Below are 14,123 nucleotides of genomic sequence, written 5' to 3'. Positions count from 1 at the left end.
CAGAATGGGAGAAAATGGGACGACTTGGGACAACACGGGATATTTCAGGTCTGATATGGGACAAAGCGGGTCGGTCTGATATGACTTTGGCTTTACCTTGAAAGCTGCGGTTAACCTTCTACCTTGTGTTTACGAAGAGAGGGGGGAAGAGAGAGGTACAAATTTTTTACGCCGGGTTGCAATTTTGAAATATTTCGGCTTGCACTGCGATCGCAATTTGTGGATACGTTTGTGTCAATTGAGCGCTTAGTTGAAGTTCTAGTTGCTCTGCTAAAGCCTTACTTTGGTCTGCAGGGCTGGAAATGTAAAAACTTGTCTGGTTGAGAAAGACAATGCGGTCGGTTCCTTCGGGACAGTCTTTTACCGTGCCAACGGCCGTTTTTAAGACCTCGTCCGAGGAACCCCACACTAGGAAATGACGCACGTCTCGATCAGACGCTCCCTTCCACCACCGCAGTCCGCCCAATAAGGTGCATCGGTCTCGGTAACGTCTTTTGTTAATCTCTGCGTGGAAACGGCTCAGTCCTGGGTAGAGCCTTGCCAATAAGTTTTGAACCGTTTTCGTTACAGAAGGAGAGCAGATTAGCCCTCGTTCCGCGTAAAGCCACTGACGGAGGTAAAAGTGTTTGATATTTAAAATGCCAAGTCCGTGCCAGAAAGCCTCCGCAACACGCTTCCTCTCATAGGGCGTTAATTTCACGTTTGCGTCTGCTAGTGCTTGCATTAGTTTCCGGGTGGGCGACACTCCCTTTGCAAAATCTTCTAGTAGTTGCGCCTCCTGACTGTAAAACGCAAGCAAGCGTAGTTCGAGTTCAGGGAAACTAACTCTAAGGAGTTTTTGGCCCGGGTTGACTTGGAGTAGACAAAGCGGCACTTTACGATAGCTCTGAGCCAAATTTTCCAGTGGTTCCACTCTTGTCCGTGAACCACTCATAACCCCACTCATTTTTTCGACCTGATTATGTTGAGGGTGTAATCTCCCTGTGACTGGATTGACACCTGCCACAGTTTGTTGGCACAGTGTCAGCTGTTTGAGCAAGACTCGGTGCTCCAGCGCTAACGCAATCTGCGGCATTTTTACCAGTCCTTTGAGTAGCTCTGCTTCCGTGCCAGCTTCAAGCTGAAAGGCTGTTTGTAATTCCTGCTCGGTGAATTTTGTGGGAATAAACGCTACAGGTTTGCCGAAATTGAGTTTCAACTGCTTTAAGTTGGGTCTCAGAAGACCAACTAACACCTTTTCGATTGTTTCAAGCCTGAGCTTTACGTCCTGTTCTAGCTCTGTGAGTGCGTCTTCATTGACAGAGAAGCCCCTCAGTTCTAGTGCAGCTAGCAGCGGCAAAAAGCCCTCTTCTCGCTGAGCACGGGCAACAATTTTGCTTCCTTCAAACTGATCCTTTCGTTCGAGCTTCGCTGTAATAATCTCAACTAGTGCTTCAAGGAACTCAACGTCTGCGGCGCAATAAGTAATTTGCTCAGTCGTTAAGGGTGCTCGGCTTTCATCACCGACAAACTTTTTCTGTTCATCTTTGTCCAACTTTACCTTAAGGTGCTCATAGACGATTGATCCGAGGTCGTGGTTGTAGACAGAATCCCCTAGATGCAGCAGTTTCGAGCGGAGGCAAGTGTCCTTGATGCTGCCGTTTAAAGGCAAGTCTTCAGCAGACAGCATTTTCAGATCAAACTTGGCGTTTTGGAGGACATTTAGACGTGATTCTGCTAAATATTCCCGTAGCGGTGCCCAGTCGCTTTTAGGGATTCTTTCGATTTGAAGGACGTAAATGGGAAGACCTCTGACTGCGATTTGCACAACTTTGAGCCTGTCAAAATATGGTCTGGCACCTGTAGTCTCTGTGTCGACAGCCCTAGGTTCAAACAATGGTCTTTGGCGTAATTTATGGACGGCGAGATGCAACGCTGCTGCACTGTCTACGTACACTACGTCTGACCGTTTCGCTTCATTTTGTGGCGGCATGGTGTTGGGCTGAAAATTTGCCCACTGTCAGGAGAGAGGGGCAGCAACGTTGAAAAAGGAGGAAGCTTGCTTATTTATGGCTGTTTACAGCCCTGGTTGTGCCCTGTGTATGCACTCGAAGTGCCACAGAGTAACCCAAGGCTTTGAAGGCGTTCTCAATGTTTTTGCTGTACGCCTTTACGGTTGCTGAAGCAACAGGTGTAGGAGCGTCTAGCGTCGCTACTTGCTCCTGTAGCTCCACCAGCTTGATGGGTTGTAAGAGCCGGTGCTGGTTAGGCGGTGTGTGTTCTACAACACGTTGCCACAGGTCATCCAGGTCAGACAAACGGTTGCTGCTCTTTGCTGCTGTGACTGTGACTTGTTCATTAACTGCCAGGTCAAGGATGCAACGCTCTAACCAGACGACTGGCTGACTGGTTAGCCGTATGAGTCCGATCGCACTGGACAGGTGCACACTGAGTAGCTGCAGCTGTGGGACACTCACACTTTTAGCTAAGATACTGAGCTGCGCCACGGTAGTTGGCAGACTAGCGTACAACCGTTCTTTTGACCCGGTTGTACACAACTGTTGCAGGTCAGTGAGGAAGCGTAGCAGTCCTTCGACAATGGCAACGGGTGTCCGTCCTTGGTCGCAGAGCCGTCGTAACGGTTTAAGTGGGCTAAGCTCTGGCTGCAGAATAGCGCTTAAGACTTCCAGCAGGTCTGGTTCACTGAGACCACCGCTTACCTGCCACACGTGTTGGGGTGTGATTTCTTCACTGAGCAAACTGAGTTGGTCTAACAACGTTTCGGCGTCTCGTAAACCGCCTTGAGCGATTTGAGCAACGAGCATCAGAGCACTGTCTGTGATGGCGATTCTTTCTGCGTTCGCAATGTGTTTTAAGTGCTGCGCGATTGCTTTAGTCGGAAGCCGCTGGAAGTCAAATCGTTGACAGCGCGAAATAAGCGTCTGCAACAATTTCTGTGGGTCTGTAGTTGCTAGCACGAACACCACGCGCTCGGGTGGCTCTTCAAGTGTTTTCAGCAACGCATTCGATGCCGCGTTGCTTAGCATGTGCGTTTCGTCTATGCAATAAACCTTGTAACGGTACTGCATAGGTTGGAATTGGGACTGCTCAATGAGCTCACGTATATTGTCGACACCGGTATGACTAGCCGCGTCAATCTCAATAACGTCAAGTGCACCTCCTTTAGTAATACTGATACAGGCTGAGCAGGTGCCACAGGGTTCTGGTGTCGGCACATTTGCGCTGAAGCAGTTTAGTGACTTGGCCAAAATACGAGCACTCGACGTTTTGCCGGTACCGCGTGCGCCTGTGAATAAATAAGCCGGAGCAATGCGCTGCTGGCGGAGCGCGTTAGCCAGCATGGTGGCAATTACCTCCTGCCCGACGAGTTGCTTTAATGTTTGTGGTCGGTATTTCTGGTGTAGGGGTTGGTAAGACATCGGTTGCTCATAAAAAACTCACCCTGTCAGGAGGGTGAGTGTGTGAGAAAAGGGGAGGAGGTTTGCTTACCTTAGTCGTCAAAGAGGCTCTCTCTTTCTGGTTTTGCGGTCACACTTGGTTTTGTGGCTCTACTGCTATTTTGTTTTACGTTAGTTGGCTCACTGGTCGGCTGGGGTGGTTTTGCCTGAGTGCCGATTGTGACCTTGCTTTCGGTACTGCTTGTCGCTGCCGCCGAATTTTTAAGCAGTTGTTTGAGACTAACAGCATTCGCCTTCAACCGCATTGGATCGAGGTGGTCGATCGGGAGGTTGGCGAGTAGGGCAATCTCTAGAATTTGGTCACTGAGATCGAGGATTGATTGCAGTGCTACTTCCTGTAAGGTCTCTGAGTCCTGGTAGGCATAAGGTGCCCAGAAGGCACAGATCGCTGCTTCAAGACGCTGCCTTTCCTTGTCTCTGCCGTCATCTTTAAGTCTGTTGACTGTCTGCTCCAGCATGGTGCCGGACTGCAGTCTTAACCTGAGTCGGTTGTCCTTGGGTGCTTGCCCGTTTTCGTTCGGCATATTAACTCCGTTTAGCAGCGCCTTGTCTTTGCTTTGGAACTACTGGGAGTTTGACGTCCTTAGCTTGTCTTCTTGACCCAGCTTTAGCTTTGCCGTTCGTGGGTTCGGTGTCAGTCAACTCTTCGCTTGTAGTTGCTACAGCGAGGCTTTCTTCACTTTCGTCTAACTCGGTTACTGACTCCGTTTCCCCAGGCCCTAAATTGGGGAAGCGGGCCATTGTATCAACATACAAACCGTAGACATCCGCCAGTCTCACAGCTAGCTCCGTGTCAATTTCGGAGCCTAACCATGCTTCGATCTCTGCTTGAGACTCCAAGCCACCCCAAATAATGCTGTCTGGGTCATGCAATCTGGGCAAGGCGCTAAAGAACTCAACAAGGTCTTCTTGTAGGTAAAGCGCAGTGCCTCCTGAAATGATCACACGATCAACAGTGGACAGGAAGGGACCCAGTGTCGCTTTGATCCAGTGGGTGAGAGTGCTGATGTACCATTTCTGACTCGCTGTAATGGCTTCTTGGAGACGAGCCACTTTTTTCTTGATCTCAGTTCCTGTTACAGCCATTTCAGCAATGCGCTGAATGTACTCAGGTTCTGCCTTCGCGCGGAACAAGTATTCCGGTAGCCTTACCTGGTTCCGTGCACTTAGGTTTAAGGCGGCACGGGTCACTACTTGTTTTTGCAGTTCGAGAAACCCGAGTTGATCACCTAACTGGTCACCCATACCGGTAAGAGGCTTGCCTTCTTCAAACGGTAGTAGAGAGGCGTCACGGTGTCCCACCATAAGTACCAGGGTGTTCTGATCTTTAAAGTTAGCTTCCCTATGCATGTAGCTAATTGAAATGCCTGCCCCTTCAGGCTTTACAGCTACGCTCTCGATTTTGCACCGAATCGGTGTTTTCCGAAAATTAAACTCTCTCAGTTGCTCCTTGAGCAGCTCAATAAACTCTTTCCTGTCCTGGTACTCACTGAACGGTAGCAGGGTGGCGATAGTGAGTTCAAGCCGTGTCACACCCAACCTGGTAGCGATTGCACCTACCGTCGCCAGAATCTTATACACACTCATTTGGTATTTGGTCTCTTCGACTGGGCTTTTGCCTCGCAAGTCTCGTGCTTGCTTACCAACAGCAAAGAGCCGCCCGTCTATGATTTCAATTAAGGCATTGTCTTCTGGACGACCGCCGAGCAACCCAGACTCCAAGAGGTTTTCGCTCTGTACTTCAATAATTTCTGGTGACAGCCGCATGAGTTGGACAGGTTCACCAGCGACATTCCAAAAGGCTTTTGTTTCTGACAACCCGTTGTCGATTGCGAGTAGTACAGGGACTGGTTCACGTGGTTCAGGCATGGAAACTCCTAATGATTCAACAGGCTTTGTGGTTCAGCCCGGGACAGTTAAGGGCAAGCTTGGGCTTATCTGGGACAGACTGGGTTTGATTGGGGAATTTGAAGCCACACTTGGGACGGAATGGGAAACTCTGGGACATTCAAGGTTACGTTGGGGATGTTCCGGGGTAAAACGGGACGACTTGGGACAACTATACACGCAGGCAGCACTTTTGATCACTTTGCCTTGCAGAATTGTGGGTTGCACACGCAAAAGCTCGCGCTCTCTACTATGGTTTGCCAGAAAGCGACCCTGTGAACTGCGTTTTAAGTAGGGCGTTGGTGCTTGTGTCTGTTAGTTCAGCGCGTTGGCGATCGCTGCACCTAAATGACGTAGCGTCTTTTCACGTGAAAAGTCAGCGGCGGCTCGTGCTGACTCTGCAAGATTGACTACTCCCCGGCATCAATGCGCGGGGATTCTAAACGGATGTTACGCGGCACTCTGAAGAGATGCCGCTTCACGTCTCCTTTTAGCTGTCACCCAGACTTGCATCCGAGTGGGGGCAGTCAAAGACCCCCTACCAACTCCGCTCAGATCAAGTCCAAGCATCGTCGCTACTTTACGCAGAATGTTGGCAGCGCCGTTGCAATCGGCGTTGATGTACCAGTTCATTGCGGTACGGTACAAACCGCGCTTCGTTCGCTTGCCAGAAGCTTGCCACCCTTCGGGTTTTGCACCGAAAACAGGTAGCTGATCGCCATCCACAAACGAAGCTTTTGAAGTGTACGATTCCTCTGTTTCCACGAACTGCAAGCCGTACTGCTCACACAGTTGAGCGATACGGTCTTTGAGTCGCGCTGTGGGAATCTGCACAAACTTTTGGTTGGTCTGATGCCCCAAATTGACTGCTTGTCTTTGCCCCTTGTTCCACCCAAACACGACCGTACCGATACTATGCTCAAGGCAGTGGTCAAGCACTAATCGTGCTGCTTTATTAATGGCATCGCGCATTTGTCGGTTGCGTGTTTCGGTGATGCCTGCTAAGCGCTTCGACCAGAAACCTTGCGGCTGACCTTCCTTCACGGTTGAAATCTGCTTGTTATACCAGCGGTTCACCGACTTGAGCTGCAAGCCATCCACAATAAAGCTAGTGCCTATATTGGAGATACACGTCAGCCAGTTATGCAAGCCAGAATCAATCCCCAACGCCTTACTGAAATCAACCTCAACCTTGAACTGAGGCAGACGGTAGACAAACTCAGCGTAGAAGCACCCGTTGCGTGGCAGTAGCCGCACTTCCTTAATGTCCTCAAACTTCAGGTTGCTTGGCATTGGCACCATGAAGCAATCCAAGTCAAACCACGCCTTGATTTGATTGCCTAACGGTAAACGTACCTGCCCATCAACTAGCTTGATTGCCTGTTTGGGGTACGAGACAACCGCTAAACCACCTTTCGTCCGGTAGTTGGGCAACTTGGGCTTATCGGCTAGCTCACCCGCTCTCCAGAGCTTCAATAGCTCACGGTAGGACTTGAACGCTTCGTAGACTGAGCCTAATACCTGCTGCGCTGCCTGTGCTGCTAACGCGGCAAAATGCTTGCTCGGTTTGTACTGGTAGTTTAGGTCAAACTTACTGACATATTTGCCCGTCTTGAAATACCACTGCCAAGCGTAATAAAGGCCCTGGTTTGTGAGCTTATTTGCTTCACTACAAACGAACTCCAAGACTGGGTTTGATTCGATCAGTATGGGTTGACAACCAAACAAACGTACTACCTCATAACTGTTGTTACACTAGCACCCAGCAAAAGATAAAAGTGTGAAGCATGGCTAAACTTTTGGCGAAAGATCATGAGTACAGGCACGAAGGGAACTCGGTTTCACTGATTAACTTTCACTTCGTTTTTGTACCCAAACGTCGCAGACCTGTACTCGTCAAAGGCATCGTTGACCGTGCTCAAGAAATCATCTTTGCTGTGGCAGTCGAAAACCGTTGGCGCATCCTCTCTCTGGGGGTTCAACCTGACCATGTGCACCTATTGGTCAACGTCACGGTCAACGATTCAGCGGCAAAGGTAGCCCATCGGTCTAAGGGCAGGCTTTCTCACAACTTGCGGCTAGAGTTCGAATGGCTGAAAAAGCTGCCCTCTACCTGGACTCCAAGCTATTTTGTTGGCTCAGTGGGCAATGTTTCCACCACCATTGTTAAGCAGTACATTGAATCTCAGAACGGCAAGTAACTGGCAGCTTCAAAGCTGCGGCGGCGTTTCATCCCCGGCTTGAAAGACCGGGGTTCTCACGCTGGTTTTCTATAGCAGCTTGCGTCGCACCCTCAGCTCCCTGATTGATCGGTCAGCTTTCTAGCGGCTAAAGTCCAGCAACTCGTACACAAGGGGCGTTGGTAAGTCTGAGCCGAGTCGTCAGCTGACTTACTATCTCAACAATGATGTTTTTACCTATCCTCAACGCTTGCTAGACAAGTGCAGTAGGAATTAACCAACCCCCTATGGACAGTTAGTAAAGTTTCCAATTCGCCCGGTTTTGCCTAAACCGTCCCAACAGTGCCCCATTTGCCCCGCATCGACCCAAATTACCCCGGAGCGTCCCAATTTTGCCCGTTCATGCCCATTGCTTCCCATTTAATCCCAGTTTTGTCCGAGACTGTCCCGATTTTTCCCGATTTAGCTCTAAGCAATTGGTATGAATGAGCGATGTTGGCAGACCTGTTGTTTAGACCGCGATCAGGGCATAGGCGTCAAAGGTACTGTGGTTGAGCAGACCCCACTAAAAGTTGTACACCGTTCACTTCGCTACACGACTTTTTGGCAGAACTTGTTAGTCCTGCGGTGAATGAGCGTTACCTTGCTGCGGCTCTGCTTCACTGCCTAGGAGGGGGGAGGGAGAGTTTGCCACCCGACCCGATCTTTCTCGTGGAATAGCTTTGTTTTGGATTGTCTGTCTAGTGCTGGTGCTAAACGTAACTACACAGCACTCAAACAGCCTTAAGCAGTGACGGTTGATCCTTGTGTTTGGACAATGGCAACGAGATCATAGCCACATGCGGGTCGTCCCTCAACTGGTTGAAACAGGTGTATAGTTTGCTCGTTAGAGGGTTTTGGTAGTGACAGGGCTGAACTGACCCACCAATCAGCCAGTCCCGGCTCACGTTCATAGATTGTGTCACCGTCCAGCCGTAGACCCAGCACACGGTAGTCAGTGTCACTGTCCTTACGGTCTAAAAGCACACCGTCTCTGGTACAAAGCACCGTGTGAAACCCGTCGATCGTGTTGGGAACCGTGGGTGCATACGACTCGACTTTAGTGATTACCCAACGCCCACCCGATTCAGGAAAGTCCCACCCTTTTCCTACAGCAGGTACTTGAGCGGCTGTCTGAAACTCATAAAGCTCATAGTTGCCGCTCAACTCCACGTCGTCTGGCGGCATGTCGAGCAAAGCGTCAGGGTGGCACTCACCAAGCGGGTAGCAAAGCGTGAATTGCAAAATGTGCATGTTAGCGTCCTCGGTGGGGAGTAGTCTCAGGATGGTTGTCAACGTGGCATTCCCAGCGTTTGCCCTTTTGACTCGTGCGTCTGACCTTGACGTACCGCAACCCTGCTTGTGCAGCAAGGCGTTTGCAGTTTTGTTCCGCCTCTGTGGCATTATTACCCCAAACATAATCAATGATTTGGGACTCAATCGGCTGGTCTGGGTCATCAATCCGTAACGGCTGCCGTAAGACCTCGCAGGTAGCAAAGGTACAGTATTCTGGTGGACGGCCTCGCCAATACACATACCAGACTCCGAAACCGACTACCACAAGTCCGCAGATTTCTGGTTGAGCGGCACAAGCTGCAACCGCTGCTGGAACAGTTTGTTGCGCTCTCGCTGGCATCGATAAAGTAGACAAATAGTTTAAAGGCAGAATCAGTGCCAGTGCCAGACGGGCGGCAACACGAGCAGGACCGACTGCAACCCTATTGAGGGTTGACCGTAAGATTAACATGGCTTCAAGGTTTTTCTAGTACAAATACACTAAAAAGTGCTGTACTTATGTGGGGAAAGAGAAGAGGGGGAGAGCGGAAGGTACAGCTTACCGGCCTCGGTTCAAGTAAAGACTGCTCTTTCCCTACTCCACCGTCTCTCCAATCAACCGATAATAGGCCGCCTCTGCCGCCTCTGCCTCTACCGCCTGCGTATACCGTCTCGTGGTCTGTTCAGAACTATGTCCTAACAGCCTGCGAGCATGAGTGGGGTCTAATCCCTGCCGGAACAACCCCGTTGCATACGTATGCCGTAACTGGTGGGGGTGGAGTTGCACCAACTCAGACGCTACTGCCCACACCCCATAAGGCAGTACAGGCGCTAGCGACAACAGTGACTCCGCGTTCAATGCCTGCACTCCCTCTCTCACGTGCCTTGCCTCTTCTGACTGCTGACTCAGCCAGTCCTTTAAGCTCAATTGTGCCGCCAACATCCCCAACCGCTTCACTGCTTGGTAAACCCCGTGGTAACTCAACCGCTCACTACGACTCAACGAGTGCATGAGCGGCCGTTCTGGGGTCAATGTCTCCCCGTCTATAGCTCTCCCTTCCAGATATTGATTCAGTGCAGATCTCCCTGCATCACATAGCGGCACCGTGCGCGGTTCGTTGGTCTTCGTGTGTGCAATATGCAGTCGTCTCCCGTCATAACTGCCCACATTCAGGCTCACCAGTTCACCAGCTCTTAGTCCATGACACAACACCTGTACCATTGCCCGATCGCGCGACTGGGTTTCCTGTGTGTACTCCAATGCAGTGTTTAACCACTCCAATGCTGTCTGACTCACGTCCTTAGGTGGTGGTAGCGGTACGCGTTCAAACTTTACTCCCAACGTGGGGTTCACTCGGGCGGACTGTCCCACTTCTATAGCTTGCGCACAGTACCAGTTAAAGAAGCTCCGCAGTGCAGTCAGTGCCACATTGACACTATTTACACTCGTTTCCCCGTCTTCTGCTTTCACCGACTTCAGATCGTCTTTGTAGAGGGCTATGTCTGCCTGAGTAAACTCCTCTAGGGCGCGATCACTCCATACCAGAAACCGTTTCAACTCCCTTGCATAGGCTTTACGGCTATTGGGTTTTAAGCTTTCACTGGCTAACCAAGTCTCCACAATATGCAACCGGGGGTCGTCTACTGCTGGGACGGGTAACGGGGGACGACCTCGCTGTTTGGGCACGTTGACTGTGGGCGCAACCGGCTTAAACGGGAACACCTCAATGACAATATCAGGTAAAGGCTTGCGGTCAAACTGCATGGTCTGCTAGACAGAGAAAGCATGGAAGAGAGGGCAGCGGGCAAGCGGGAAGTCACTCTGAAGCTAGTATACGCGTTCTGTTTCACCTTGCCCGGTTTGTGTTTTTGCCCATCCTGTCCCGCCTTGTCCCAACGTATCCCAACGTGTCCCAACGTGTCCCGTTTTGCCCCAACTTGTCCCGTTTTTGCCTTTGATTTCCCGCTTCACCCCAACCTGTCCCAATTTTTCCCGTTTTTGCCCTGTTTTGCCCAAAACAGCCCAAAGCTTTTCATACCGCCTTAAGCTGCCTCTCTGTACCTCAAACCTCGTTTTGGGTAAGCCGTTACAGAAGGACGGGTAGAGGAGAACTGTCTTCAGTTGTCATGGCTCACTCGTAACTAGAGATTTCCTGCTGGCTTCTCTGCGCTGTCGTCTTGCCCAAGTCTTGCCGTCCTTCCTGACAGCGTTGAGGCAAAACGCTAAAAAACTGCAAACGTTCGCAAAACTTTTTGGTTCTGGTCTTGCTGGAACTTAACACCACCGCCCTGAGGAGAAAGCTCCTAAGCCGAAGTCTAGAGAGCACACTACATGTTTCAAATTACTCTACTCTAGTGACTCGTACCTGTTTTGAGAGGCAGCGCAAGACAGGCTGTGCCTACATGCTGTGAACACTTCATACTACACTTCATACTAAGGTGCAACTCCTGTCTTAGTGGCAGTTTGGGGTTGTGTCAGTGGGTACAACAAAATCCCTATAACCACGTCCAGTTCTTCAGGGACTTTATAGATATTCACCCCCTGTACCAGTTGCTTGGTCTGTCGGTTCAATGTGGCGAACTGCCACACGCTCCCAGTCGTCACGGCTCCTAACAGGGTAGATTGAGCCGTCACATTAGGCGAACGCTCCCACTGATCGAGGGCAATCATTTCCGCCAGCAATTGAGTAAAGCCATAGTCCAGGTCGTCGTTTTTGGCTTCAATCACGACCAATTGGCTTAAGTTATGTACAGACAGCAGGTAGTCCACCACCCCTTGCAATTGCTCAGTCACCTTCAGGGGGTACTCAATACGGATCTGGACAGCTGTGTGTTCCAGGATGCTGCGTAAAATGGGTGATACCAGCATTTCCCGCTTCGTCTGTTCATTGCTCGACAGAATTCGGGGTAATGTCCGTTCAATCCGCTCGGTGAGCTGGGCAGCATCGAAACTTACGGTTGCCTGGGGCAAACTCAACCGCTGCTTCTGGTAGTCGTACTCAAAGTACAGGGCCAGGTCGATCGGGTCAATCTTTAAGTCAAAGTACTTGCGAAAGGTGTACGGTTCGTTGGGGTTAATGATCGGCATTTGTTGCTCCTTGGTAAAGCTACGACCAGCCCTCATACTGTCAGTATAGTTGGCTTGTGACAGGGGAGAGCTGTGTTCGCTCAGAGGTCACGCCTTCGTCAAAAGGTGGTTGGGGGAGAGACTGGGACAGGCTTACTGCTGCATTGGGTTGGTAGGAGCGCCTTGCTCTCTGGGAAACGGGTTTCTCTCGGCTGGTAGCTGCTGATTTGTCCTCTAGTAAGAAGGTCCGCGGTGAGAGAACTCCAGGCCAATGCCTAAGCGGGTGTGTAAAGCTGCCCCTTGGCGTTGTGGTCTGCCTTCCGCTCAAGTCTCTATTTTATTATTCTTTCAGAGCATAACGGTTGCCCGACACTTATCTCAACCCAAACGGTAAAGCAGCTCAGCGCGGGGGGTCGCGTTTGGCCCCTTAAACTCAACACACAGCTTATATAAGATATGTGATTAATATCTTATATGGCTCTTAATCCGACAACATTCAGGCAATTAGCGATTGCAAACGGTAAAAGCTTAACCAGCAAAGGTTTACAGCCTTCAAAGTCCTTCAGAAGCATGAAATTGTTGTCGGATTGGAGTGCGTGAGGTACACTGAGGGCACGCTTTTAACACCGCAAACCCCGATGCCGCCGTCTGCCAATCCCCTTTGTGTGCAATGTGCTAAGCTCTCGCGTGATGAGGCGATCGCTTTACATGGCCCTGAGGGGACTGGGGTGCAGTGCTGGAAAGTCAAAACCTGCGACAACCGCAGGCACTACCACCGCAACGCGCCCATGTTTAATCAGGTGCGGAAGCAGCGCAGGCGCCAACAAAAGGGACAAGCGCCTGCTGTGTCTTCCTTGGGAGCATCCTCCACCCTTCAGCTTCAGCGCGACTTCCATCCCGGTGAAGCAGTAGTCGCTGCCCCCCGTCGTTCACGCTCCAAACGGACTGAAACCGTGACGGTGCCTACCTTTGACGCTGCGACTCCTCATGCATACCTCTACTGGTACCGTCGTGCGAAAGATGCGCCTGTCCATGCGATCGCGGCTGAACTGTGGATTGGTGATCACCGTCGTGCTCGTGCCTGTTTCCATGTGACTGGCGGCGGTGCTGTGCAAATTAAGGAAACGTTGCTGCACGTCCTTCAGGAATTTAGTACGCTAGCAGGGTCTAAAGTGCGGCACTTTCGGGACGAAGTGGAACTCATGCCCGACCGCTGCCCGTTACGTCCCTGTCCGTTGCACCCCGAACCGTAGGGACTCTAAGTAAGGTTTATATGGTGCCAGTAGACGATGACAACCAACCGGTTCCAAGCCTTTCTGACTTGTGGCAAGCGCTCGATCAGGTGGTGCGTTACCCGGAGTCATTAGCACTCTCACCACTGCTTGGTTTTTTGGCTCAGGCGATCGCCCCGTTACCCCTTTCAGACCAACTGGCGATCGCGGGTCTGGTCTTTGACCAACTTGCAGGTGTGGTAGAGAACCGGGCGACGCTCCTGATTGAGTCCTGGGAGTCTTGGCACCGTCCGACTGACCCAATTCTCGACTTTAGCAATGACCCTGACCTGTTCGTGCAGTCGCAGCGCTTAGAGCTGTCTGACCTACTGGACACTACGCCTGACCCTCTGTTTTACCCATTTCAACGCAAGTCCCCCACTAGCCCCGATTCTGCATTCGATGAAGCGGGAGGGGAAGCAATCCTTGAGGGACTTTTGGGTGACATGCTCCCTGGTGGTAGTGACACAGAACTGCCTGAAACGCCGACTGCACCGCTTTCCGAGTCTGAGGTCATGGCGTCGATTAAGTCGCTCTCGCATGGAGAGAATATACCATTGTGGTCACGTCAGGTGTCTCAAGCCATGCGATCACTCTCTATGGAGCAGCGAGACCAGGTGAAGGGACTGCCTTTAATGGCTTTACAGCAGTCGTTACAGGTGCCCTTAGTGGAAGTGTGGTTAGCCTTGCTGTTGGGCGATAGTGGGTACACGTTGCAACGGAGTGAGTCGCCCATGCCAGAGAGTACAGTGGCTCTGGATGAAGCGACGTTGTTTTATAGTAGCGAGTTGTTACAGGTGGTGGCTGTAGAGTGAGCTTACTTAGTTAGACACCTAAGTTTGCGGCATTCGGGGCTGTTGTCGGTAAGGGTAGCTGACCTTCTACGACCTCAAGCCCTGACCTCAGTTTATTGATCGCTGACAACCTTTCTGGCAGCTCTTATGAT

Annotated in this window: 13 protein-coding genes; 3 read left to right on the top strand and 10 right to left on the bottom strand. The window is 51.0% G+C overall.

The annotated features are described in order from the left end of the window. Positions 1-166: 166 nt before the first annotated feature. The 5 genes from H6F76_RS05580 to H6F76_RS05560 form a co-directional block, all read right to left on the bottom strand. Positions 167-1,972 (bottom strand): DNA polymerase, encoded by a 1,806-nt coding sequence (locus H6F76_RS05580; protein WP_190506604.1) that lies wholly within the window; start codon positions 1,970-1,972, stop codon positions 167-169. Between the two features lie 70 nt (positions 1,973-2,042). Continuing rightward, positions 2,043-3,419 (bottom strand): DNA polymerase III subunit gamma/tau, encoded by a 1,377-nt coding sequence (gene dnaX, locus H6F76_RS05575; RefSeq protein ID WP_190506602.1) that lies wholly within the window; start codon positions 3,417-3,419, stop codon positions 2,043-2,045. Positions 3,420-3,490: 71 nt separating this feature from the next. Then, positions 3,491-3,982: a hypothetical protein gene (locus H6F76_RS05570; protein ID WP_190455628.1), complete on the bottom strand. Its 492-nt coding sequence runs from the start codon at positions 3,980-3,982 to the stop codon at positions 3,491-3,493. Position 3,983: 1 nt separating this feature from the next. After that, a complete protein-coding gene (locus H6F76_RS05565) occupies positions 3,984-5,327 on the bottom strand; it encodes a ParM/StbA family protein (protein WP_190506600.1) in 1,344 nt (447 codons plus the stop codon). A 468-nt stretch (positions 5,328-5,795) separates the two neighbouring features. Beyond that, the gene (locus H6F76_RS05560; RefSeq protein ID WP_190506598.1) at positions 5,796-7,073 is read right to left on the bottom strand and encodes an RNA-guided endonuclease TnpB family protein; all 1,278 of its coding nucleotides are present in this window, start codon (positions 7,071-7,073) and stop codon (positions 5,796-5,798) included. A 59-nt stretch (positions 7,074-7,132) separates the two neighbouring features. Here H6F76_RS05560 and tnpA point away from each other — a divergent pair, with 59 nt between their 5' ends. Then, positions 7,133-7,546 (top strand): IS200/IS605 family transposase, encoded by a 414-nt coding sequence (tnpA, locus tag H6F76_RS05555; RefSeq protein ID WP_190455616.1) that lies wholly within the window; start codon positions 7,133-7,135, stop codon positions 7,544-7,546. 762 nt (positions 7,547-8,308) lie between these two features. On the opposite strand, the gene H6F76_RS05550 is transcribed toward tnpA, so the two are convergent. The 5 genes from H6F76_RS05550 to H6F76_RS05530 all read right to left on the bottom strand — a co-directional run bounded on the left by H6F76_RS05550 (position 8,309) and on the right by H6F76_RS05530 (position 11,927). Then, a complete protein-coding gene (locus H6F76_RS05550; protein ID WP_190455613.1) occupies positions 8,309-8,818 on the bottom strand; it encodes a hypothetical protein in 510 nt (169 codons plus the stop codon). Between the two features lies 1 nt (position 8,819). Continuing rightward, on the bottom strand, positions 8,820-9,311 hold the full coding sequence (locus tag H6F76_RS05545; RefSeq protein ID WP_190455611.1) for a hypothetical protein: 492 nt from the start codon (positions 9,309-9,311) through the stop codon (positions 8,820-8,822). Positions 9,312-9,434: 123 nt separating this feature from the next. Further along, positions 9,435-10,604, bottom strand: coding sequence for a tyrosine-type recombinase/integrase (locus H6F76_RS05540; protein ID WP_190455608.1), 1,170 nt, complete (start codon positions 10,602-10,604; stop codon positions 9,435-9,437). Positions 10,605-10,667: 63 nt separating this feature from the next. Further along, on the bottom strand, positions 10,668-10,856 hold the full coding sequence (locus H6F76_RS05535) for a hypothetical protein (protein WP_190506596.1): 189 nt from the start codon (positions 10,854-10,856) through the stop codon (positions 10,668-10,670). Between the two features lie 417 nt (positions 10,857-11,273). Next, positions 11,274-11,927 carry a hypothetical protein gene (locus tag H6F76_RS05530; protein ID WP_190455599.1) on the bottom strand — a complete coding sequence of 218 codons (654 nt, stop codon included), beginning with the start codon at positions 11,925-11,927 and terminating at the stop codon, positions 11,274-11,276. Positions 11,928-12,502: 575 nt separating this feature from the next. Between H6F76_RS05530 and H6F76_RS05525 the strand changes: the two genes are divergently transcribed. Then, positions 12,503-13,159 carry a hypothetical protein gene (locus H6F76_RS05525; RefSeq protein ID WP_199321944.1) on the top strand — a complete coding sequence of 219 codons (657 nt, stop codon included), beginning with the start codon at positions 12,503-12,505 and terminating at the stop codon, positions 13,157-13,159. A gap of 20 nt (positions 13,160-13,179) precedes the next feature. Further along, positions 13,180-13,992: a hypothetical protein gene (locus tag H6F76_RS05520; RefSeq protein WP_190506595.1), complete on the top strand. Its 813-nt coding sequence runs from the start codon at positions 13,180-13,182 to the stop codon at positions 13,990-13,992. Positions 13,993-14,123: the final 131 nt, after the last annotated feature.

The organism is Leptolyngbya sp. FACHB-321, assembly GCF_014695975.1.
GTDB lineage: Bacteria > Cyanobacteriota > Cyanobacteriia > Leptolyngbyales > Leptolyngbyaceae > Stenomitos.
The sequence above is the reverse complement of the archived record's forward strand: the minus strand, read 5'-3'. Positions and strand labels throughout refer to the sequence as shown.